Annotated in this window: 19 protein-coding genes and 1 tRNA gene; 12 read left to right on the top strand and 8 right to left on the bottom strand. The window is 74.6% G+C overall.

The window, feature by feature from the left end:
- Positions 1–24: 24 nt before the first annotated feature.
- From orn to ABZ234_RS10520, 3 genes are all read left to right on the top strand, one after another.
- The gene (gene orn, locus ABZ234_RS10530; RefSeq protein WP_355011802.1) at positions 25–675 is read left to right on the top strand and encodes an oligoribonuclease; all 651 of its coding nucleotides are present in this window, start codon (positions 25–27) and stop codon (positions 673–675) included.
- A 67-nt stretch (positions 676–742) separates the two neighbouring features.
- Positions 743–818: transfer RNA gene (locus tag ABZ234_RS10525), tRNA-His, on the top strand.
- A 156-nt stretch (positions 819–974) separates the two neighbouring features.
- Complete coding sequence (locus ABZ234_RS10520; protein ID WP_267946102.1) at positions 975–1,373, top strand: hypothetical protein; 399 nt, start codon at positions 975–977, stop codon at positions 1,371–1,373.
- A 425-nt stretch (positions 1,374–1,798) separates the two neighbouring features.
- Here the strand turns inward: ABZ234_RS10520 and ABZ234_RS10515 are convergent, their stop codons facing one another.
- From ABZ234_RS10515 to ABZ234_RS10485, 7 genes are all read right to left on the bottom strand, one after another.
- Complete coding sequence (locus tag ABZ234_RS10515; RefSeq protein WP_355011801.1) at positions 1,799–2,971, bottom strand: DNRLRE domain-containing protein; 1,173 nt, start codon at positions 2,969–2,971, stop codon at positions 1,799–1,801.
- Positions 2,972–3,642: 671 nt separating this feature from the next.
- Positions 3,643–3,909: a hypothetical protein gene (locus ABZ234_RS10510; RefSeq protein ID WP_355011800.1), complete on the bottom strand. Its 267-nt coding sequence runs from the start codon at positions 3,907–3,909 to the stop codon at positions 3,643–3,645.
- A gap of 62 nt (positions 3,910–3,971) precedes the next feature.
- Positions 3,972–5,027 carry a hypothetical protein gene (locus tag ABZ234_RS10505; protein ID WP_355011799.1) on the bottom strand — a complete coding sequence of 352 codons (1,056 nt, stop codon included), beginning with the start codon at positions 5,025–5,027 and terminating at the stop codon, positions 3,972–3,974.
- Between the two features lie 250 nt (positions 5,028–5,277).
- Entirely contained in the window at positions 5,278–5,604 is a 327-nt protein-coding gene (locus ABZ234_RS10500; protein ID WP_267946106.1) for a hypothetical protein, read from the bottom strand.
- A 116-nt stretch (positions 5,605–5,720) separates the two neighbouring features.
- On the bottom strand, positions 5,721–6,653 hold the full coding sequence (locus tag ABZ234_RS10495) for an ornithine cyclodeaminase family protein (RefSeq protein ID WP_267946107.1): 933 nt from the start codon (positions 6,651–6,653) through the stop codon (positions 5,721–5,723).
- A complete protein-coding gene (locus ABZ234_RS10490; RefSeq protein ID WP_267946108.1) occupies positions 6,650–7,984 on the bottom strand; it encodes an MFS transporter in 1,335 nt (444 codons plus the stop codon). The genes ABZ234_RS10495 and ABZ234_RS10490 overlap by 4 nt, the downstream gene beginning before the upstream one ends.
- Positions 7,985–8,122: 138 nt before the next feature.
- Entirely contained in the window at positions 8,123–8,815 is a 693-nt protein-coding gene (locus ABZ234_RS10485; protein WP_267946109.1) for a GntR family transcriptional regulator, read from the bottom strand.
- Between the two features lie 249 nt (positions 8,816–9,064).
- Between ABZ234_RS10485 and ABZ234_RS10480 the strand changes: the two genes are divergently transcribed.
- The 5 genes from ABZ234_RS10480 to ABZ234_RS10460 all read left to right on the top strand — a co-directional run bounded on the left by ABZ234_RS10480 (position 9,065) and on the right by ABZ234_RS10460 (position 12,513).
- Entirely contained in the window at positions 9,065–9,283 is a 219-nt protein-coding gene (locus ABZ234_RS10480; protein WP_267950482.1) for a hypothetical protein, read from the top strand.
- Positions 9,284–9,409: 126 nt separating this feature from the next.
- Complete coding sequence (locus tag ABZ234_RS10475; RefSeq protein WP_355011798.1) at positions 9,410–10,435, top strand: acyl-CoA dehydrogenase; 1,026 nt, start codon at positions 9,410–9,412, stop codon at positions 10,433–10,435.
- Positions 10,425–11,183 (top strand): PIG-L family deacetylase, encoded by a 759-nt coding sequence (locus tag ABZ234_RS10470; protein ID WP_355011797.1) that lies wholly within the window; start codon positions 10,425–10,427, stop codon positions 11,181–11,183. Before ABZ234_RS10475 ends, ABZ234_RS10470 begins: the two co-directional genes overlap by 11 nt.
- Positions 11,180–11,791: a class I SAM-dependent methyltransferase gene (locus ABZ234_RS10465; protein WP_355011796.1), complete on the top strand. Its 612-nt coding sequence runs from the start codon at positions 11,180–11,182 to the stop codon at positions 11,789–11,791. The genes ABZ234_RS10470 and ABZ234_RS10465 overlap by 4 nt, the downstream gene beginning before the upstream one ends.
- Entirely contained in the window at positions 11,788–12,513 is a 726-nt protein-coding gene (locus ABZ234_RS10460) for a glycosyltransferase (protein ID WP_355011795.1), read from the top strand. Before ABZ234_RS10465 ends, ABZ234_RS10460 begins: the two co-directional genes overlap by 4 nt.
- Positions 12,514–13,583: 1,070 nt before the next feature.
- On the opposite strand, the gene ABZ234_RS10455 is transcribed toward ABZ234_RS10460, so the two are convergent.
- Positions 13,584–14,591 (bottom strand): hypothetical protein, encoded by a 1,008-nt coding sequence (locus ABZ234_RS10455; protein ID WP_355011794.1) that lies wholly within the window; start codon positions 14,589–14,591, stop codon positions 13,584–13,586.
- A 410-nt stretch (positions 14,592–15,001) separates the two neighbouring features.
- Here ABZ234_RS10455 and ABZ234_RS10450 point away from each other — a divergent pair, with 410 nt between their 5' ends.
- The 4 genes from ABZ234_RS10450 to ABZ234_RS10435 all read left to right on the top strand — a co-directional run bounded on the left by ABZ234_RS10450 (position 15,002) and on the right by ABZ234_RS10435 (position 20,713).
- Entirely contained in the window at positions 15,002–17,035 is a 2,034-nt protein-coding gene (locus ABZ234_RS10450; protein ID WP_352982817.1) for an acyltransferase family protein, read from the top strand.
- A gap of 414 nt (positions 17,036–17,449) precedes the next feature.
- Positions 17,450–17,776: a hypothetical protein gene (locus tag ABZ234_RS10445; protein WP_355011793.1), complete on the top strand. Its 327-nt coding sequence runs from the start codon at positions 17,450–17,452 to the stop codon at positions 17,774–17,776.
- 79 nt (positions 17,777–17,855) lie between these two features.
- Positions 17,856–19,505 carry a fibronectin type III domain-containing protein gene (locus ABZ234_RS10440; protein ID WP_355011792.1) on the top strand — a complete coding sequence of 550 codons (1,650 nt, stop codon included), beginning with the start codon at positions 17,856–17,858 and terminating at the stop codon, positions 19,503–19,505.
- The gene (locus tag ABZ234_RS10435) at positions 19,502–20,713 is read left to right on the top strand and encodes a hypothetical protein (RefSeq protein WP_267946114.1); all 1,212 of its coding nucleotides are present in this window, start codon (positions 19,502–19,504) and stop codon (positions 20,711–20,713) included. The genes ABZ234_RS10440 and ABZ234_RS10435 overlap by 4 nt, the downstream gene beginning before the upstream one ends.
- Positions 20,714–20,780 lie beyond the last annotated feature (67 nt).

Here is a 20,780-nt window from a genome sequence, read left to right as displayed (position 1 = left end):
CCCACAACCTCTAAGCTGACCGGTATGAATGACAGTTTGGTGTGGATCGACTGCGAGATGACGGGCCTCGACTTCGAGAACGACGCGCTGATCGAGGTGGCCTGTCTGATCACCGACGGTGAGCTCAACGTCCTCGACGAGGGCGTCGACGTCGTGATCAGACCGCCGCAGGCCGCACTGGACGCCATGGGCGACTTCGTCCGCGACATGCACACCAAGTCGGGCCTGCTGGAGGTGCTGGACAAGGGCGTCACCCTGCACGAGGCCGAGGACATGGTCCTGGAGCACATCCGCCGGTACGTGACCGAGCCCCGCAAGGCCCCGCTGTGCGGCAACTCGATCGCCACGGACCGCACCTTCCTCGCCCGCGACATGAAGCGCATCGACGAGTTCCTCCACTACCGGATGGTGGACGTGTCCTCCATCAAGGAACTGCTGCGCCGCTGGTACCCGCGCGTGTACTACGCGAGCCCGGACAAGAACGGCGGGCACCGGGCGCTCGCCGACATCACCGAGAGCATCCGTGAGCTGCGCTACTTCCGCGCCACCGCGTTCGTGCCCGAACCCGGTCCCAGCTCGGCCGAGGCGCGCGCCGTCGCGACCGAGGTGATCGCCGGGGGCAACGGACTCAGGCCCCGCGACGGGGCCTCCGGGGACGCCGGGGCGGAAAACTGATCGAAGCACTCCCCGGAGTCCGCTAAGATTTCATACGTACGCAGGGCCGCGAGGCCAGGCGAACGTGGTGGGTGTAGCTCAGCCGGTAGAGCACTTGGTTGTGGTCCAAGAAGTCGCGGGTTCAAGTCCCGTCACTCACCCCAGAGGAGAGAGGCCCTGACCAGCGCGGAAGCGCAGAGGTCAGGGCCTCTCCCGTGTCCGTGGGGAAGCGACGGCCGCCCTGTCCGGCGGCGGAACAGCGGGGGAACCGGAGTCGGCCGCCCTGGTCGTCGATCCCCGCACGTGGCAGGATGACGCCCATGTCCCAAGCACCCCCCTTCGGGGTCCCCCCGAACTCCCCCCGGCCCGGCTACCGGTCGGGCACCGCGCCGCAGCGCCGACAGGGGTCGCCCGCGGACAAGGCGATCACGATCGTCCTCATCTGCCTCGCGCCACTGGTCTGCCTCGGGACGAGTGCCTGGGGCTTTTTCTCGGTCATGGCGACCGCGAGCTGTGGAAGCGACTGCGGCGGCGCCGTCGACACGGCCGTCCCACTGATGATCTTCTCGCCGTGGGTGGTCTGGCTGATCGTCACCGTCTGGTCGATCGTGCACCTGAGCAGGAGGAGGCCCGCCGCCTGGGTGATGCTGCTCGGCCTGGGGGTGGCGACCGTGATCTACGTGGCGGCGAACATCGTGCTGTTCATCGGCGTGGGCTGATCATCCGCGCGCACGGCGACCGCGCTCGACTCCTCGCCCTCCGGAGCGACCTTTCCGGGCCCCGTGCGGGGAACCCGCCCGATCTCCGCGCATGCCGGTGGCGGCCCGGAGTCCCCCTGTGCGGTGCCCACGCGCACAGGCGGTTCCGGACCACCGCGGCTTCCGGCGGCAGAGCCCCCTGCCGGGCTCTGCCGTAGATGCGTCCGGCTTCGGGACGAGCACCTCTCCTCTCGGCGCGACCGTGCCGTCACCGCAGGCGGCCACCGCGTCTTGTGGCCGGTGCGGCGGCGACGGTTCCCCGACCGCTTCCGTGCCCCGCCCGCCGCGGCGCTCGGAGAGCGGCCTGCCCGACCCCTCGGGCTGCCGCCGGTGCGTACCTCCGCCCAACCGGATTCCGCACCGGGAGGGACGGGTGCCGTCGTCCGTCAACCGGTTCTCCGTGGCCGGTGAACCGGGGAGCGGTTTCCGACCGGGCGGACCGGAGGTCCCCGGGCCGGGGTGGACGTGCCCCCGCCCTGCGGTCGGCGGCTGCGCGGAGCGGCCGGGCGCACGGCCCGTTCCCCCCGCCGGGGACGGACCTGTCCACCCCCGCTCCGGCGCCGGTCCGCGGCGCCGGGGCCGGGAACACGTGCGGCATGGCTTCCCACGACCCCGGGGACGGTGCCTCCGGGAAGGCCGGGCCCTCCCGCGGACCGGTCCGGTGAGGGGACGGGGGAGTTCTCGTCGTGGACGGCGGCGCGGTCCCCGGCCGGCCCGGCGTCCGCGGCCCCGCGCGGGAGGCTGCCCGTGAGCCCGGCCGGGCCGACGGCCTTGCCCGGGTACCGCGGCGTGCCGTGGTCGACCACCAGCACCGGCGGCGCGCTCCCGACGTCGAAGCGGAGCCAGGCCGCGGTTCCGGACTCGTCGCGTTCACCGAGCCGGAGGTGGAGGTGGGACTCCCCGTTGTCCACGGCCCACCGGTAGGCCTCGGTGACGTCGAACTCCACGCCCCCGTCCACGGGGCAGGCGGCCTGCCCTCCCGTGATGCTCCGGGTGTCGAGCAGGGCGCGGGCCTCGGGCTGGTCGTTCCAGGTGGTCCCTCCGTGGAAGGGGTCGACCCGGTGCACCTGCGCGTAGGAGGTGCTGTCGCAGTCGTAGGACCACACCACCTCGGTACGGAGCACCGCGGAGTCGACGACGGCGCCGGGGCCGGGCGCGACCGGGAACCGGAACAGGGCCCTGCGGGTGTAGACGCGGTCCCAGGCGAGGCGCCCCGTGCCCACGCTGGCGGTCTCGGCGCCGCCGTAGGACCGGTCGGGGAAGGCCCGGTCGACGTAGGTCCACGCGGAACTCCCGGCTTCGGTCCGGCCTCCGCCGGAGCGCACCTGTTCGGGAGGGCCGTCGGCGTCGGAGCCGGTCGGCCCGGGGACCCCGTCGGCCGGGTCGGCGCTCCCTCGCGCGCCGCTCAGCTCCTCCCGGGCACCGCGCTCCCCGGAGGCGACCGGCCCGCCGGCGGCCGGGGCCTCATCGTCGGCCGCGACCGGGGCGGCGGCCAGCAGCGAGAGGACCAGGGCGAAAATCGCACAGGCCGTCGTCGCACGGGGCAGGGAACGACGCATGACGGGGGGTGCCTACACATTCCGACTATGACCGAAAAAGAATACGGGCGGGACATGCGGGCCCCGCTCCGACAACCAGGAAGTTATCAAATTCCCGCAGCGGCCCACAAATCCCAGCGGCATAAATACAGACCAAAAACAGAATTACTACCACCGGAAACACGGTGCCATCCGCAACAACCTCCGCACAGAAGAAATCGAACTCATGATCGACCTTTAATCGGCGACCATCGAACTGCGCTTCACGTCGGTCCGAAAATCGGCCGCTTCCCGGGGTTCGGGGACACACGCCCTCCGCGACAGCGCCTCGCGAGGGAGGGGCGTCCGTGCCCCCGGCCGCTCCGGCGGGTCCGCCATGACACGGCGGTCGCCCCGCGAACCGGGGTGCTTGTTCCGTTCCGCCTCCCCGCCGTCATTCCCGGGCAGCGCGGCGGCGGGTCGTGGAAGCGCGGCGTCCAGAAGACGGACCTGGCCGGTCGGACAGCACTCCACGCCCGGCGGGGATCCGCCTTTGACAGAAACCCCTTATCCACAGACTCTTTTCGGAAATCCGGAAAACGCATATACGTCGGTATCGATGGTCGGGCGCTCTTTCCGCCGCCCCGTCCCGGCCGGACGCCGTGGGGCGGGCCCGGTCGCCTCCGGCTCCCGCCGGGACGGCCTCCCGGGGCTCACCCCTCGTCGGCGTCGTCCTCGGACCGTTCCCCGGGTGGGCGGATGCGGCTGGCGAGCCGGTAGTCGGCGCGGATGTCCTCGTAGACGACCCCGGTCATGACGGGCCGGGGAAGCCCCGAGCGGTCGCTGCCGGCGGTCCCCTCCTGGTTCGGCTCCCCCCAGGGCCGGGACACGACCTCCGGGGCCTCGTGGAAGACCAGCTCGTCCGCGGTCACGGAGGCGCTGATCTCCACGTCGTACTCGGTTCGTTTCCGGTCACCCATGGTCTCCACCCCCGTCTGCCGCCGGGCGGGTCCGCATCCACCGGGCCAGGCGGCCCCGGGCCCTACTTCCGGGCCCTGCCGCCGGTGCCCTTGGCCGTGCCCCCGGCGCCCTTCCCTGTACTCTTCGCCGCGGTCCCGGTGCCCTTCGCGGCACTCCCGGTGCCCTTGGCCGCGGTCCCGGTGCCCTTACCGGTGCTCTTCGCCGCGCCCTTCGCCGCGGTCCCGGTGCCCTTCGCCGTGGTCCCGGTGCCCTTCGCGGCACTCCCGGCGCCCTTGGCCGCGGCCCCGGCACCCTGGCCGGTGCTCTTCGCCGCGCTGCCCGCACCCTTGCCGACGTCCTTCGCAGCGGCCCCGGCATCCTCGGCCGCGCCGCCCACGCCCCTGCCGATGTCCTCCGCAGCGCTGCCGGCTCCCGCGCCGACGCCCTCCGTCGCCTTCCCCGCCCCCGTGCCGACGTCCTCCACCGCGCTGCCGGCTCCCGCGCCGACCTCCTCGACCGCGGTCCCCGCACCGGCGCCGACGTCCTCCACGGCCTTCCCCGCGCCCCGGCCCACGCCCTCCACGGCGCCTCTGGCACCCCGGCCCAGGGCCCCCACGGCCTGTCCCGCACCGCCCGCGACCTGCTCGAGCGAGGTCCCCACTCCCCGGGTCACCTGCTCGAGGATCTGAGGGTTCGTGTCGATGGTCTGCAGCACCCGGGTGATGATGTCCCGGACGTTGTCGAGCCGGACCTTGAGCAGGGCCTGGGCCTCGACGCCCTTGATGTTCAGGTGGACGCGGCCGAGTTCGACGTCCGCCCCCACCTTCAGTTTGAGCAGGTCCAGCACCTCGGCCTGGAGCGAGACGGAGGCCAGGAGGTTCTCGACCTCGAGCTCGATCTCGTCGACCTTCAGGACCGGCACGTCGAGGAGCACGTCCGTCTCCTCTCTGCCGGAGTCCCGGTCGATGTCCTCCGGGCGGGGCTCCGACTCCTCCTCCGCACCGTCGGACCGCCTCGCCCGCGCGGTCCCCGGCTTCGCGGTCCCCTCGTCCGGGGCATCGCCCTTCCCTGTTCTCCTGCCGCCGGAGCGCGTGGTCCGCTCCTTGCCCTTGCCGGTCTCCTGGGGACTCTGGTTCACCGTGTCGGCACCCTTCTGCGTGGTCCGGGCGCACCCGGCCGTCCCCGCGCCCTCCCGGGGATGCGGTCCGCCCGTCGTCCATGGCGCGACACCCGCACCGAACGCCCTGTTCACCGCCGCTCGGGAAGCGCGGGTGTGTCCGCCCCCTGTACCCGCGACCGCCGCCGGAAAAACCGTTCTTCCTGCTCAGGGCGTCTCCTGCGGCTCCGTCCCGGTGCTCCCCGGCGGTGCGTCCCACGCCCGGAGCGGCTCAGGGCGGCGCCCCCGCCGACCCCCGGCCGCCGAGGCGGCGCAGCGCCTCCTCCCAACGGCTCCGGCGCTCGTCACCGGTGAGCTCCCACCAGGGGGTCCCGCGTTCGCCCAGGCCCTCCTTGGCCAGGGCCACCCGGGACCGGGCCAGCCGCTCCGCCCCGGGATCCCGCGAGCGCAGCGCCGCCGCCACGTCCCTGCGGGCCGACATCAGGTGGCCGACCAGGTCCTCGCGCACCCCGTCCGGCAGGTCGGGGTCGCTCGCCCGCCACCGCCGGCCGCCGATCACGACGTGGCGGCCGTCGGCGGTGCGTTCGGGTTCCCGCATGTCGGGAACCCTGCCCCGTGGCGCGGGAGGCCACACCGGCCGCTGACCGGCCGGGCGCCCTCCGCCCGTCCCCGCGGGCCGGGGGCGGCGCCGTGCACGCCCCCGGCGCCACCGGCTCAGCGGGCGGGGGCCACGCCCACCGCCACGGCGAGGTCCTGCCAGGACATGCCGGACCCCTTGAACACGTTGGGGCGGTCGGTGCTGCGGTGCGCCTCCCCGCGCACGAGGGGTGCGAGGCCGACGAGGTCCTCTGCGGTGAGCGTCCCCTCGCCGATCGCGAGCACGACGTCGCCGCACTCGCGCAGCGCGGCGCCGCGCTCCTCGACGACGACGTGGGAGCGTCCCATCAGTGCCGCGTCGAGTTCGCGGCGGTCCGGTTCGTGGGAACCGATGGCGACCACGCAGGCGCCGTCGCGGACGAGGGAGCCGTCGAACAGGGGCTCGGCGGCGGACGTCGCGCACACGACGATGTCGGCGTCCGCGACGTCGGCGGCGGTGCCGGCCTCCGCCGTGATGCCGTGCGCGGCGATCTCGGCGAGGGCGGAGGCGACCTTGCCGGGGGTACGGCCGATCAGCCGGACGTCGGCGAGGTCCCGGATCCCCGCGATCGCCACGGTGTGCGAGACGGCCTGCGGACCGGTCCCGAACACGACGAGCCGGGAGGCGTCGGGCGCGGCGAGCCGGTCGGCGGCCACGGCGGAGGTGGCCGGCGTGCGCAGCGAGGTGAGGGCGACGCCGTCGACGAGCAGGCGCGGTGTCAGCGTCCGCGCGTCCATGAGCATGTAGACGGCCTGGATCCGCGGGAGTCCGCGCCCGGGGTTGTCCGGGGACACGGACGCGATCTTGACGCCGACCCACTCCCCCAGCGTCGAGGGCATGAGCAGCAGGTGGCCCTCCCCTGCCGGGGCGTGGGCGCGGGCCGGGTCCCCGGCCGGGTCGAAGCCGTCGAGCAGGGCGCTCTCGACCAGTTCCCGTGCGCGCGAGGGGCTGATCCGGGCGCGGACCTCCTCCGCGTCGACGAGGGGCAGGCCGGCGGGTGCGGGGTTCATGGGGTCACCTTGTCGTTCTCTCTGGCGGCGATCGCCGCGGACTCCTTGCGCACGATCCGTCCGGAGAGCGAGACCGCGCAGATCGAGATGGCCGCCAGGACCACCAGGTACGCGGCGATGGGCCACCAGGCGCCGTCGAACCGGGCGAGCAGCCAGGTCGCCAGGAGCGGCGCGGTGCCGCCGGCGAGGGCCGCGCCGACCTGGTAGCCGAGGGTCACACCGGTGTAGCGGACGCGCGTCGTGAAGATCTCCGAGGTCAGGGTGCCGAGGGTCGCGGTGACCGGGGGCCACACGAGGCCGAGGCTGATCACGACGGCCGCGTACACGGCCCAGTCCATCCGGAGGTCGAGCAGCATGAAGAAGGGGGCCGCGAAGGCGGCGATGAGCACCGCGCCTCCGAGGAACACGGCGGGGCGGCCGAGCCGGTCGGAGAGCCTGCCCATGAGCAGGATGCCGAAGGTGCTGACGAGGGCCCCGGCGCTCACGGCGTTGAGGACGACGGACTGCTCCATGTCGAGCGTGCCCGTGGCGTAGCTGACGACGAACGTCGCGAAGATGTAGAACGGCGCGGTCTCGACGACCTTGGCGCCGACGGCCACGAGCACGGAACGCCAGTGGTCGCGGAGCGTGTCGATGATCGGCAGCTTGGCGACGTCGCCGCTCTCCTTGGCCTCGCGGAAGGCCGGGGTCTCGGCGAGGCCCTTGCGGATCCACAGGCCGACGAAGACGAGGACGACGCTGGCGACGAACGGGATGCGCCAGCCCCAGGACTCGAACGCGGCCGCGGGCATGAGGCTCACGAGCGCGAAGGCGACCGTGGACATCAGCATGCCGATGGTGATGCCGGTCTGGGGCACGGAGCCGAAGAAGCCCCGGCGGTTCTCGGGCGCGTACTCGTAGGCGAGGAGGAGGGCGCCGCCCCACTCGCCGCCGATCGCCAGGCCCTGGACCACGCGGCAGAGGATCAGCAGGACCGGGGCGAGGACGCCGACCTGGTCGTAGTTGGGCAGCAGGCCGATCGCCACGGTGGCGCCGCCCATGAGCGACAGGGTGATGACGAGGGTCTTCTTGCGGCCGATGCGGTCGCCGATGTGGGAGAAGACGATGCCGCCGAACGGCCGGATGAAGAAGGTCAGCGACAGCGACAGGTACGACAGCATCAACGAGATCAGGGGGTCGTCGTTGGGGAAGAACTGCTTGTCGAAGATCAGCGCGGCGGCTGTCGCGTAGAGGAAGAAGTCGAACCACTCGATGGTGCTGCCGCTGAGGCTGCCGATGAGCACCCGGCGGTTGGTGGCCGGTTTTCCGACCGTGGACTGTTGCGGTGACACGCACAACTCCTGGAGGTGGGGGCCGACGTGACGTGGGCCTCACGAAGGGGACTAGTGCAACGTACAATTTCACATTGCACTTAGGCAAACCCTCGTGACCTGGCCGGTTCCCGGACCGCCGCCGTCGCGGAGGCCGTGTCAGGACTCGGGGAGGCCCGCCCAGACCCCGCGCACGTGCCCGAGGTGGTGCCTCATGAGCGCCTCCGCGCCCGGGGCGTCGCGGGCCTCGACACGGTCCAGCAGGGCGTGGTGCTCCCGGGCCGTGGCGGTGAGGCGCCCCTCCTGGTGGAGGCGGCGCAGCGCCGACAGGCGCGACATGCCGCGCAGGCGCCGCACCTCCTCGACGATCCGGGCGTTGCCCGCGATGGCGAGCAGCTGGAGGTGGAAGGCCGTGTCCGCGGCGACGAACTCCCGGAGCTCCCCCGACTCGGCGGTCTCCGTGAGCCGGTCCGCGAGCGGGCGCAGCCGGGCGACCTGCTCGGCGGTGGCCGTCCCGGCGACACGGCCGACGGTCGGGACCTCGATGAGGGCCCGCAGCTCGATGATCTCGTCGAGCGCGACGTCGCCGAGTTCGACCACCCGGTACCCGCGGTGCCGGATCGTCTCGACGAGGCCCTCCCGGGTCAGCTCCATCATGGCCTCCCGGACCGGGGTGGCCGAGACGCCGAGGCGTTCGGCCAGCGCCGGGGCCGAGTAGATGGTGTCGGGTGCGAGCTCCCCGGCGACCATGGCCTCGCGCAGCACCTGGGTCACCCGGGAGCGGAGGCTCGTGGGCTCGGCGAGCGACCCGAGGACGGGAGTCGTCCGGGCCCGGCGCGCGTCGATGCTCATACGGTGCGTTTCCTCCTCGGGCGGGCTCCTGTCGCTCCCAGGATGCCACGCTCCCCGCCGGGGCCCGCCGGAGCGGGGGTTCCGGGCCTTTCCCGGCGGTGCCCCGCCCGGCTCCGGAGGCGGCGCCGCGCGCGGTCGGCCCCGGTCCCCCACGGCATTCCTCGCACTCCCTTGGGTTTGTCCCGGCTCGGACCCGGGCAGCGGCACGAGTGCGGCACGAGCAAGGTCCGCGACCACAAGGGAGACGACATGATCCGCAAGCTGTCCGAACTGGGCGTCACCTCCGAAATGGCCTACTGCGCGGGCGCAGCGTCCATCGGCCTGACCATTCTGACGTGGCTGGCGTCCAAGAAGAAGGAGGACGCCGGCAAGGACGCGGCCGAGCGCAAGGGCCTGTTCGTCGGTGAGTGGGCGCCGACCTTTTTCGCGCTCGGGGTGGCGCTCAGGCTCGAAGAGGCCAAGAAGTAGGGCCGCACAGCAGAGCGGGCCCCGTCGCGAGCTTCGCGGACGGCAAGCCCGGCCGGTCTCCCGGCCGGGCTTCGGCGTGTCCGGCGCGGCGGTCCGGCCCACACGGCATCGGAGGGGCACGACCTGGTGGAAACGTCAGAGGCAGTGGACGGGAACGGACCGGACACGACGGGGGGCGGGCACGAGGAGCGGCACGGGGACCGCGTCGCCGCCAGGCTGGTGGCGGAGACCGCCTCGGGCGGGCTGGACCTGCCGCTCCCCGGCGGCGGCGCCACATGGGCGCGCTGGGAGCGCCTGCGCGACCTCGCCCGTGAGGACCTCTCCCTGGCCCGGCTGGCCGAGGGCCATGCCGACGCCGTCGCGATCCTGGCCGACCTGGACGGCCCCGCCCCCGAACCCGGTGACGTGTGGGGTGTGTGGGCCGCGCATCCCCCCGGCGCGACCCTGACGGCGCGCGGGTCGGGCGGCCGTTGGAGGCTGTACGGGACCAAACCCTTCTGCTCCGGAGCCCACGTCTGCACCTACGCCCTGGTCAGTGCCGAGGTCGAAGGCGGTCGACGGGCCCTGTTCGCGGCCGGGACCGCGGACGCGGAGCCGTTGGCGGACACGTGGGCGTCGGCGGGCATGGAGGCCAGCGACACGCTCACCGTCCGCTTCGACGGCGTGGCGGCCGAACCGGTCGGCGGTCCCGGCGACTACCTGGACAGGCCGGGGTTCCACCACGGCGGCGCAGGGGTCGCCGCCTGCTGGTACGGGGGCGCCCTGGCCGTGGCGCGGTCCCTGGCCGAACGCGCCGCGCCGGAGGGCGCCGGTCCGCACGTGCTCAGCGCGTACGGCGCGGTGGACCGGGACCTGTACTCCGCGGGGTCGGTGCTGCGCCGCGCCGCCCGCGAGATCGACGACCACCCCCTGGACGCCGCCCGCGGCGCCGTGCTCGCCGCGAGGGTGCGCGCGGTCGTCGCCGAGGCCTGCGCCGGTGTGCTCCGGCGGACGGGGGAGGCCCTGGGCGCCGGGCCGCTCGCGGGCGACCCCGCCTACGCGCGGGCCACGGCCGACCTCGCGGTGTACGTCCGCCAGCACCACGCCGACCGGGACCTGGCCGCGCTGGGGGCACTCGCGGCGCAGACGAGAGGAGACGGGGATGACCACTGAGGGAGCGCCGGCGCGTCCGGCGGAGGACACCGGTACGCCCGAGGAGGAGTGGGTCCGGTGGAAGGGCCTGGACCGCCTTCCGGCCCTGGACCTCGAAGGGGTGCGCGAGGCGGTCGTCGTCGCGCCGCACCCCGACGACGAGACGCTCGGGTTCGGCGGCGGGCTCGCCGTGCTCGCCGCAGCCGGGGTGCGCCTCCGGATCGTGGCGGTGACCGACGGGGAGGCCTCGCACCCGGGCAGCACCGTGTTCACGCGGGACCGGCTCGTGGCGCGGCGCGCGGCCGAGCGCACGGACGCGCTGGCGGCCCTCGGGGCGGCCGGGGCCGGGGTCGATCGCCTGGGCCTGCCCGACGGCGGCGTGGGCGTCTACGAGCAGGAGCTGGCCCGGCGGCTGGCGGACCTCTGCGTCGGCGCGGACCTCTGCGTGGCGCCCTGGGAGGGCGACCCTCACCCCGACCACGAGGCGGTCGGCCGCGCCTCCCTGCACGCCGCCCGCACGCTCGGGGTCCGCTTCCTGTCCTACCCGGTCTGGACCTGGCACTGGAGGCGGCCGGGTGACAGGGGCGTCCCATGGGACCGGGCGAGCCGCCTGGACCTGTCTCGGGACGTCCGGCGCAGGAAGGGCGCCGCGCTCCGCGCCTTCACGACGCAGGTCGCCCCGATCGGTCCCGGCGAGGCGGACCGGGCGATCCTGGAGCCCTCGATGCTGGCCCACTTCACCCGCGACCACGAGGTGGTGTTCACGTGACGGTCGACGGAGCCTACTTCGACGCGATGTACTCCTCCTCCGACGACCCGTGGGGGTTCCGGTCCCGGTGGTACGAGCGGCGCAAGCGCGCCCTGAGCACGGCCGCCCTGACGCGGGAGCGCTACGGGCGCGCGTTCGAGCCGGGTTGTTCGATCGGATTGCTGACCGGGGACCTCGCGTCGCGCTGCGACCGGGTCCTGGCCTGGGAGGGGTCGGCCGAGGCGGCCTCCCTGGCACGCGAGGAGTCGGCGGGCGCCGGGAACGTCCTCGTGCGGTGCGCCCGGATCCCCGCGGAGTGGCCCGAGGGCCCGTTCGACCTCGTGGTCCTCTCCGAACTGCTCTACTACTTCGACGACGGGGACCTGGCCTCGGTCCTGGGCCGGACGAGGGACTCCCTCGGCCCGGGCGGGACCGTCCTGGCCGTCCACTGGCGCCATCACGTGCCCGAGCACGCGCGCTCCGGAGACGACGCGCACCGGGCCCTGGCCGCGGTACCCGGGCTGGAGCGGGTGGTCGAGCACGTCGAGGAGGACTTCCTCCTGGACCTGTACCAGGCCTCGGACGCCGGGGGCCCGGTGTCCGTCGCCCGGGCCGGGGGGCTGGTGTGATCCGCGGTCTCGCGGTGGTGGTCCCGGCCCACCAGGAGGAGCTGCTCCTCGGTGACTGCCTGAGGTCGGTCGGCGCGGCCCTGGACGCCTCGGACGTCCCGCTCCGCGAACGGCACGTGGTGGTGGTCGCCGACGCCTGCACCGACCGGACCGCGTCGGTCGCCCGGGCCGCGGGGGCGCACGTGGTGGCCGCCGACCACCGGAACGTGGGCGCGGCCCGCCGGACCGGCGCGGGACACGCCCTCCGCCTGGTGGGCCGCACCGACCTGGACGCGGTCTGGCTGGCCGTCACCGACGCCGACACGCTCGTGCCCCGGCACTGGATCGCCGAGCAGCTCCGGCACGCCCGTGACTGCGACGCCGTCGTCGGGACCGTGGCGGTGCGGGACTGGTCCTCCCGGGAGCCGGGGTTCGGACAGCGCTTCGAGCGGGTGTACCCGCGCGACACGGGCGGGACGCACCCCCACGTCCACGGGGCCAACCTCGGTGTACGGGCGTCGGCCTACAGCGACGTCGGCGGCTTCCCTCCCCTGCCCTGCTCCGAGGACCTCGCGCTGGTGACGGCGCTGGAGGCCGCGGGCTACCGCGTCCGCCGCCCCCTCGACCTGGCCGTGACGACCTCCGCCAGACCGGACCCGCGCGCCCGCGGGGGCTTCGGCGACCACCTGACCCGCACGCTGGGGGCCGACGGCCGCCCGAGGCCGACCCTGCCCCGCGCCTGATCCCGGGCGCTCCCGCGCCGGCCCCGCGGGGATCCGCGGGGAGGGCGGGGTTCCCGTGTGCGGCCGGGCCGTGCCGGCGCCCGGTCGGGAGGTCCCGGGGACGGGGACGCGGGACGGCCCCGCACGGTGGGTACCGTGCGGGGCCGTGCCTTCCCGCTGTGTTCGGCCTCAGTGTGCCGGGCGGGCACCCGAACGCGGGAAGTCCGGTGCGGCGTCGCCCCCGGGGTCACCGAATCCTTCGGCTCCGGGCGAGGCCGCTGAGCCAGCTGAGGGGGCTCCTGCGGGGCCGGCGGCCGCGCGGAGGGGTCCTGCCGGCCGGGAACCGCAGCGGGTTCCCGGGGCCGGGCGTCCGCACGGGGCGGCCGGGCCGCCCCAGGGGGCCGCCTCCACGGGCCAGCGGGTTGCGCCCCGGCGCCAGCGGATTGCGTCCGCGTGCCAGGGGTGTGCGGGCGGCGGGTCGCCGTCGCGCCGGCGGAGCCCACTTGGCGGTCAGGCTCCTGGCCTTCCTCAGGGGGTTCCTCATCACGGTTCTCCTCCTCGTCAGCGCGGAACCGCGCTGTCTCGGTCGGTTCGTGGCGGCGTCGTCACCGCAGATCTCCCGGGCGCGGTCACCTCGTCGCGGCGCCGGAGGGCGCCGTGGTCGTTCTCCCGGGGGCTCCCTACCGAGTCTGTCCCCGGTCCCCGGCCCCCGCGGTGCGCCGACCGCGCTCCCACCGTCGGCGGGGCCCGCGGGCCCTCGCCGGTCGGAGGACGCCGGGCCGCGCTCCGTGAGCTGTGCCCTGCGCCTCCTCGCCGTCCTCACAGGGAACGTGCGGTACGGAAGGGAGAAATAATCACGAAAAAGATACTTTTTTCATGCTCATCTGCCTTGCTACCCCAACGTGTGGTAATGATGCGGTTTCTTTGAGGAAAGCTCGTACGGCGGCGTACCCGGATCCGCCTGAGGAGGGGAGCCGGGCGGGATCACCGCAGCTCGGAGCCCCCGTGGCCGGCTCCCGCGCCCTCACGAGATTTTCTGCCGCGCCGGCGCCCGGGCCCGTCCCCCGGCGGGTCCGGGGCGGGAACCCCGCTCAGTGGGGCGCGTCGAAGGAGCCGGTGCGCTGCCCCGTGCCGCCGTCGAGCCCGGGAAACGCCTCGCGGACGCGGACCGCCACGTCGTCGAAGCCGCCGAGCCCCAGAACCCGCACCTGCTCGCGCGCGAACTCGGCCCGGGCGGCCTCGTCCTCGACCGCGTCGACCAGGCTCCGGATGATCGCGACCTGGACGTCGCGTTCGGCCGCCTCGTGGCCCTCGGTCTCGGCGGGCCACCAGTAGCTCTCGAAGCCCTCGCTGTCGACGTCGTTGCCCGGCCCGGCGGGCTGCGGCGGCCCGTCGCCGAGCGCGTGCCCGTCCGGCGCCCCGACCGGATCGGCGACGCCACCCCCCTCGCCGAACGGCGCGTCCAGGGGGTCGGCCTCCCCGAACGGGTACACGCCCGGGCGCGTCGGGGGAACCACCGCGGCGGCCTCCTCCAACTCCTCCTCGGCGTCGCGTATCGCGTCGCGCAGCGCAGCGTCCTTGCGCAGCGCGGAGAGGCGTCGCAGCCGCTCCGCGTCCTCGTCCGCCAGCCGCAGGCTCACGTCCTCCGCCCACACCACGATCCCGCTGCCCAGGACGGCCTTCTCCACCGCGAGCAGGGCGGCGAGTTCGCACTCGGCCGTCCCCTCACGGGCGGGGTCGGTCCCGCTGACCAGGTCCGACGCCCGCGTGACGACGGCGAGGACCGCCGGGGCGACCGGGTTGCGCAGGCCCAGGTCCACGTGGCCGGACCAGCGCCAGTGGACCGTCGCGGAGAAGTACAGGTCGTGGTCGGCGACGGCGCTCGGAAGCGCCACGGGGCGGATCCGCGTGCCCCGCGCGCCAACGGGCCCCTCGGCCCCGGGCCCCGCCTCCGGCTCGGGCGGGTCCGACGCCCCGGACCGCCCCTCCGCTCCGCCGGAACGCGACAGGTAGGCCGCCAGGCACAGCAGGACGACCGGGGCCCACAGCAGGGCCCAGGGGCCGACGAGCGGGTACAGCAGACCGGGGACGAGGGCCACCGCCGCGGCGGCGGCGATCAGGCGTGCTCGGGTGACGGGGGTGACGGTGCGCCTCCTCTCGCGGCGAGGCCGCGGCGGACGGTGCCCGACCGGTGCCCTCTGGTGGGCGGACGCGGCCCGGCGGCCGGGAACGCCGCGACGGGGGGTCGCGGCGCCGTCGGCGGGGCGGCGTCCGTACAGGACAGTGTGCCCGAGATCCGGAGCGCGCGTGCCGGGAACACACCAGCCCGGGGGCCGTGTGGGGAACATCCGGTCACGGGAAGGTGTCCGCTCTGCCCAGGTTGGGCGAACACCTCCCCTCGTGTTGCCTTGGAACACCACACAGGTCGCCGGAACATAACAGAATGCGATCACCAGTTCCGCGGCCCTTCCGGTCGCCCGTCCCCGAACCCGCTCGCGGAGCACACCGAATGCCTGCCACACCTCCCGGGGCCGAACGCCGGTTCCGCCCCGAGGTCCAGGGACTGCGTGCCGTCGCCGTCCTCCTGGTCCTCGTCTACCACCTGAACCCCGCCCTGCTTCCGGGCGGCTACGTCGGCGTCGACGTCTTCTTCGTCATCTCCGGCTTCCTCATCACCTCGCTGCTGTACCGCGAGGCGACGGCGCACGGACGCGTGTCGATCCGCGGCTTCTACGTGCGCCGCGTCCGGAGGCTCCTGCCCGCCGCGACGGTCGTGCTCCTGGGCACGGGCGTCCTCTCGTTCTTCGTGCTGCCGATCACCAGGCTCACCGACACGGCCTGGCAGCTGGCGGCCTCGGCGCTCTACGTCGAGAACCTCTACCTGGCCCGGCAGGCGGTGGACTACCTGGCCTCCGACACGCCGCCCAGCCCCGTCCAGCACTTCTGGTCGCTGTCGGTGGAGGAGCAGTTCTACGTGGTGTGGCCGCTGCTGTTCGCGGTGTGGGCGCTCACGCGGCGGCGCTGGCGGACCACCGCCCGCGCCCTCACGGTGCTCCTGGGGTCGGTGCTGGTGCTGTCCTTCGCCTGCTCGGTGGTGCTGACCTCGCAGGAGTCGGCGTCCGCGTACTTCCTGCCGACGACCCGCGCCTGGGAGCTCGCGGTGGGCGGACTGCTCGCCGTGGGCCTGGCCCACGGCAGCCTGCCGGAGAGGGTGCGCGCCCCCCTGGGCTGGCTGGGCCTGGCCGCCGTCGTCGCCTCCGCCGTCGCCTACGACGACGCCACCCCCTTCCCCGGTTGGGCGGCGGCCCTGCCGGTCCTGGGCGCCGCTGCGGTGATCGCCGCCGAGCAGGGGTCCGGCCGCCTGACCGCGTCGGCCCTCCTGGGCACCGCGCCGGCCCGGTGGGTGGGGGACGTGTCCTACTCCCTGTACCTGTGGCACTGGCCGCTCATCGTCTTCGCGCTCGTCCTCACCGGCCGGGACGGGCTCGGCCCCTTGGACACGGTCGTGGTGGCGGGCCTGTCCGTGCTGCTGGCGTGGGCGACGAAGGTGTGGGTGGAGGACCCGGTGCGCGACCGGGGCCTGGTCCGGAGCGGACGGTCCGCGCTGGCCGTGGCCACCGCGGGCATGGTGTCGGTGGCGGCGGTGGGCGGAGCCGCGTACCTGCAGGTCGACCGGTCGGGGTCGGTGACGTTCGACCCGTCGGTGCACACCGGCCCGGCCGCGATCGGCCGGTCCGCCGACTCCGAGGGGGAGTGGACGTACCCCTCCCCGGTCAGGGCCGAGGACGACCTGCCCCTGCTGTACGACGACGACTGCCAGGCGTCGAAGGAGGACAGCGACCCCGCGTCGGCCCAGTGCGTGTACGGGGCGGAGGACGCCGGGACGACGGTGGCGGTGGTCGGGGACTCCCACAGCGCCCAGTGGTTCCCCGCCCTCCACGAGATGGCCGAGGAGAGGGACTGGCGGCTGTTCCTCTACACGAAGTCGTCCTGCGCGTTCACGGACACGATGACCGCGGACGCCGAGGGCGGCGCCTACGAGGAGTGCCGGGAGTGGAACCGGGGGGTGGTGGAGGAGTTCGCGGAGCTGGCCCCGGACCTGGTCTTCACCAGCTCCTCCACGACCAGCCGCCCCTTCGGCGCCGAGACGATCGAGGAGGGCAAGACCGCGATCGCCGAGGGCATGCACCGCCTGTGGCAGGACGTGGCCGAGGTCTCGGGCCCGATCGTCGCGATCCGGGACACCCCCCGCCACCAGAGGGACGTGGTGGAGTGCGTGTCGGCCAACCTCGACCAGCCGGAGCGCTGCGAGGTGTCCGAGGGTGAGGCCTTCGAGCACGCCGACCCGCAGGAGGAGGCCGTCCTCGCGCTGGGGGACGAGGCGCACATGCTCGACCTCAGCGACCGGTTCTGCGTCGACGGCGCGTGCCCCGCGGTGATCGGCAACGTGATGATCTACCGGGACGCCGGGCACATCACGGAGACCTACATCCGGCTGCTCGCCCACGACCTGGGCAGCCGCCTGGACCGCGCCCTGTCCTGAGCACGCCGCCCGACGGGCCCGGCGCCCCCGGCGGCGGCCGGGCCCGTCCGCCGTGCGTCCCGGGCCCGACCGCCCCCGGGCTCCGGCCGTTGCCGGTCCGGGAGAGAACCGCGTGAACGTCGTCCGTCGCACGTCCCTTCGCAAACCGTTGTCACGATCGCCGAAAAACACATTTCCCGAGCCTCATGAGCACCATATAAAGCTCTTCAGTGCATAATCGGACGTTTTCGGATGGCACACGAAAGCGCAGGTGGAAGGCCAGAACAATCCCTCCGAGGGCATGCGCGACCCCGGGAATGTGTCGCGTGCGTTCTCCCCGTCGGCGAAGGCCTCCGCGAGTATGATCGCGGAATACACCGGCCGCGCCGTGACAGCGCTGCGCCGTGGTCGTTCCGGAGGCGAAAGGCGAATCGGATGGGGTCGCACGACGGCGGAGGGTCGGCGGAGGTCGCCGCCGGGCGCGCCGCCATCGCCGGGAACGCCGTGGGCGACGACACCGCCCCCTCTCCGGACCACCGCGTCCGCATCGGTGACGCACTGCTCCCGGGGCTTCCCCACGGACCGGCGGGGACCCCCTTCCGGATCGGGTTCCACCTCACCGGGACCGGCCTGCTCCACGTGCGCGGCCGGGACCCGGCGAGCGGGCGGGCGACCGGTTTCGACGGACGGATCGGCGGGACGGGCAGGGCGGGAGCGGAGCGGGCCGAGGAGGCCGTCGCCATGATCCGCGCCTCCGGCTGACCCGGCGGGGGTTCCGCTCCGCGGAGCCCCCGGACGACGCCGACGACCACCACGAGCGCGAGGGGAGCGGCACGGCACGATGCCCTGGAACGCACAGGACCGCAGACGCCACGAGGGCGAGGAGGCCGCGCGCACCCTCACCGCGGCGGCGGAGGCGGCCGACGACGAGGCCCCGGCCGACGGACTAGAAGACGTGGAGCCGATGCCGCCGCGCGGAGCCCGCGCCCGCGTGGACGGCCGCGACGTGGTCGTGTCGTGGCAGCCCGTTCCGGGCCCGGCGGGTCCGGTCACCTACCGGGTGGTGCGGCGGACCGGCCGGGCCGGGACCGCGCGCGAGGTCGCCGTGGGCGAGCTGTCGGGGACCGAGATCACCGACACCGAGGCCCCGGTCGGCACGGACGCCCGTTACGCGGTGGTTGCGGTGCACGGCGGCCGCGGGGTGTCGGAGCCGGTGGAGACCTCCCCGGTGACGATCACGCCGGAGGTCTGCGACCTGCGCGTACGAGCGGGCGAGGCGTCGGTGACCGCCTCGTGGCAGGCCCCGGCGGAGGCGGTGCGCGTGGACGCGTGGCGGCGCGAGGGGGCAGCGCCGAGGGGGCCGGGCGACGGGGTCAGGGTGGAGACGGACGGCGCCGGGTTCCGGGACCCCGACGTGCGCCCGGACGCGGAGTACTTCTACCGGGTGCGGGCGGTCTACCTGACCTCGAACGGGCACGCCCGTGCGTCGGAGGGGCTCGTCCGCCGGGCGACCCCCGGGCCTCCGCCCCCTCCGGTGCTCGACCTGGCCGTGTCGGCGGACGGCGGCACGGGGGTGCGGGTCCACTGGACCCGGCCGCCCCGCGGCCGGGTCGTCCTGAGGGTGGGCCCGGAGCCGTCCAGGTGGGAGCCGGGAGCGGTGGTCGGTCCCGACGAGGCGGCCGCGCACGGCCCCGAGGCGGTACGGGAACCGGAACCCGTACCGGGGCCGGAACCGGTCCGGGAGGGGGACCCCGGGCCCGGACGCGAGCGGGCGGAGCTGCTCCTGGGCGCGGGGATCAGCCACGTGCTGGCGGTGACGGTCGCCGGCGACCGGGCCGTGGTGGGCCGCTCGGTGCGGATCGCGACCGCGCCGCCGGTCGGGGGGCTGCGCGCGGAGCGCTTCGACACCTCGGTCCGGCTGGGGTGGACCTGGCCGGACGAGGCCGCCGCGGCCCTGGTCTCCTGGACGCCCGAGACCCCTGGGGGGCCGGAGCACACGCGGGGACCGGACGGGTCCGGGAGCGCGCGGTGCACCCGGCGCCAGTACGGGGCGGACGGCGGCTTCGAGGCCGCCATGGGATCCGACCCGGTGCGGGTGAGCGTCCGCACCGTCGTGGTGACGGGCGGCGAGGAGGCGGTGGGCGCTCCCGTGTCCGTCACCGTGCCGGGCCGGGCGGTGATCTCCTACCGCGTGGAGACGGCCGGTCTGCTGCGGCGCGAACGCGTCGTCCACCTGGTCGCGGACCGGGCCTGCGCCATGCCCGAGGTGTCCGTGGTCTACGCCGAGGGGGAGGTGCAGCCGCACTCGGGGGCCCAGGGGCGTGTCCTGGCGACCCTGCCCTCCCGGCGCCTGGACGCGGGCGAGCGGGTGTCGGTGCGCGTGAGGCCTCCCCGGGGGTCCGGCCCCGGCTGGCTGATGTGCTTCCCCGCCGCCGACGACGACCGCGCTGCGCGCCTGCGCCAGCCCTCGGTGAAGGAGCTGCGCCTGTGAGAGCCCCGACCGCGTTGCACGCCCTGAACCCCCTGGACGGCCGACGCCTCGTGTGCCCCTACTGCTACTCGGGTTTCACCGAGCGCCTGATCCGGTTCCGGTGCACCGGGCGGCCCGGCCCCGGCGGGAGGGTCTGCGCCCCCGTCGAGGACACGGCGGTCCGGACCCACCTGGGACGCCGCGAACTGCTCCCCCCGGTGTTCGGGGCCGACGGGCGGCGGGCCCTCGCGGTCTGCCCGGAGTGCTCGTCGACCACCGGCAAACAGGTGTGCGCCACCTGCCACGCGCAGCTGCCGGTGAACTTCGGCCGCACCCGCAGCCGGCTGATCGCCCTGGTCGGCGCCCGCGACGCGGGCAAGACCGTGTTCATGACGGTGCTCATCCACGAGCTGATGAACCGCGTGGGCGCCAGGTTCGGCGCCTCGGTGGGCGGCTCCGACGACCACACGCGCCACCGGTTCCGGGCCGACTACGAGACCCCGCTGTACGAGGAGGAGCGGCTCCTGGGCGCCACCCGGCGCACGGGGACCACGCGCGAGCCACTGGTGTTCCGGTTCACGGCGCCCCGGCGGGGGCTGACCGGACGGCGGCCCCGGCACACCCTGCTGTCGTTCTTCGACACCGCCGGGGAGGACCTGACGTCGGAGGAGAGCGTCGAGGCGAACCTCCGGTACCTCAACAACGCCGACGGGGTCATCCTGCTGCTGGACCCGCTCCAGATGGAGGGCGCGCGCAGGCTCGCCCCGGCGGGGACGAGGATGCCCGCGCCCGGACGCAACGCGGGACGGCCGCTGGACATGCTGGGCAGGGTCACCGACCTGCTCCTGAAGCGGCCCGGGGCGGCCGGCCGGCTCATCCGGGTTCCCATGGCGGTGTGCCTGACCAAGATCGACGCGCTGCACGGCCAGCTGGACGCGGGGTCCCCCCTGCACCGGCCCCAGCCGGGGGAGCCGTTCTTCGACGACTCCGACAGCCAGGACGTGCACGCCCAGGTCCAGCAGCTCCTGCACCGGTGGGACGGCGGCGGGATCGACGGGCACGTGCGCAACCACTACCGCAACGCCCGCTACTTCGGGGTGTCCGCGCTGGGCTGCGCCCCCGACGACGGGAACCGGGTCCGGGGAGGGGTGCGCCCCTACCGGGTCGCGGACCCGTTCCTGTGGATGCTGGGCGAGTTCGGGGTGGTCCCCTCCCGGGAGGGCCCCTGACCCGCGGCCGCCCCGGTGAGGCGTACCCGCAGGGCCGGTCCGCCGGCCGCAGGATCCCCCGCGAAAG

This window comes from Nocardiopsis sp. NPDC006198 (assembly GCF_040613895.1).
GTDB classification, from domain to species: Bacteria; Actinomycetota; Actinomycetes; order Streptosporangiales; family Streptosporangiaceae; genus Nocardiopsis; species Nocardiopsis tropica.
The sequence above is the reverse complement of the archived record's forward strand: the minus strand, read 5'-3'. Positions and strand labels throughout refer to the sequence as shown.

Excerpts from the sequence above, each read along its gene's own strand:
- ABZ234_RS10520 (WP_267946102.1), top strand. The coding sequence starts at position 975 with ATGTCCCAAGCACCCCCCTTCGGGGTCCCCCCGAACTCCCCCCGGCCC.
- ABZ234_RS10495 (WP_267946107.1), bottom strand. The coding sequence starts at position 6,653 with ATGAACCCCGCACCCGCCGGCCTGCCCCTCGTCGACGCGGAGGAGGTC.
- ABZ234_RS10515 (WP_355011801.1), bottom strand. The coding sequence starts at position 2,971 with ATGCGTCGTTCCCTGCCCCGTGCGACGACGGCCTGTGCGATTTTCGCC.
- ABZ234_RS10470 (WP_355011797.1), top strand. The coding sequence starts at position 10,425 with ATGACCACTGAGGGAGCGCCGGCGCGTCCGGCGGAGGACACCGGTACG.
- ABZ234_RS10510 (WP_355011800.1), bottom strand. The coding sequence starts at position 3,909 with ATGGGTGACCGGAAACGAACCGAGTACGACGTGGAGATCAGCGCCTCC.
- ABZ234_RS10500 (WP_267946106.1), bottom strand. The coding sequence starts at position 5,604 with ATGCGGGAACCCGAACGCACCGCCGACGGCCGCCACGTCGTGATCGGC.
- ABZ234_RS10450 (WP_352982817.1), top strand. The coding sequence starts at position 15,002 with ATGCCTGCCACACCTCCCGGGGCCGAACGCCGGTTCCGCCCCGAGGTC.
- orn (WP_355011802.1), top strand. The coding sequence starts at position 25 with ATGAATGACAGTTTGGTGTGGATCGACTGCGAGATGACGGGCCTCGAC.
- ABZ234_RS10440 (WP_355011792.1), top strand. The coding sequence starts at position 17,856 with ATGCCCTGGAACGCACAGGACCGCAGACGCCACGAGGGCGAGGAGGCC.
- ABZ234_RS10485 (WP_267946109.1), bottom strand. The coding sequence starts at position 8,815 with ATGAGCATCGACGCGCGCCGGGCCCGGACGACTCCCGTCCTCGGGTCG.
- ABZ234_RS10480 (WP_267950482.1), top strand. The coding sequence starts at position 9,065 with ATGATCCGCAAGCTGTCCGAACTGGGCGTCACCTCCGAAATGGCCTAC.
- ABZ234_RS10445 (WP_355011793.1), top strand. The coding sequence starts at position 17,450 with ATGGGGTCGCACGACGGCGGAGGGTCGGCGGAGGTCGCCGCCGGGCGC.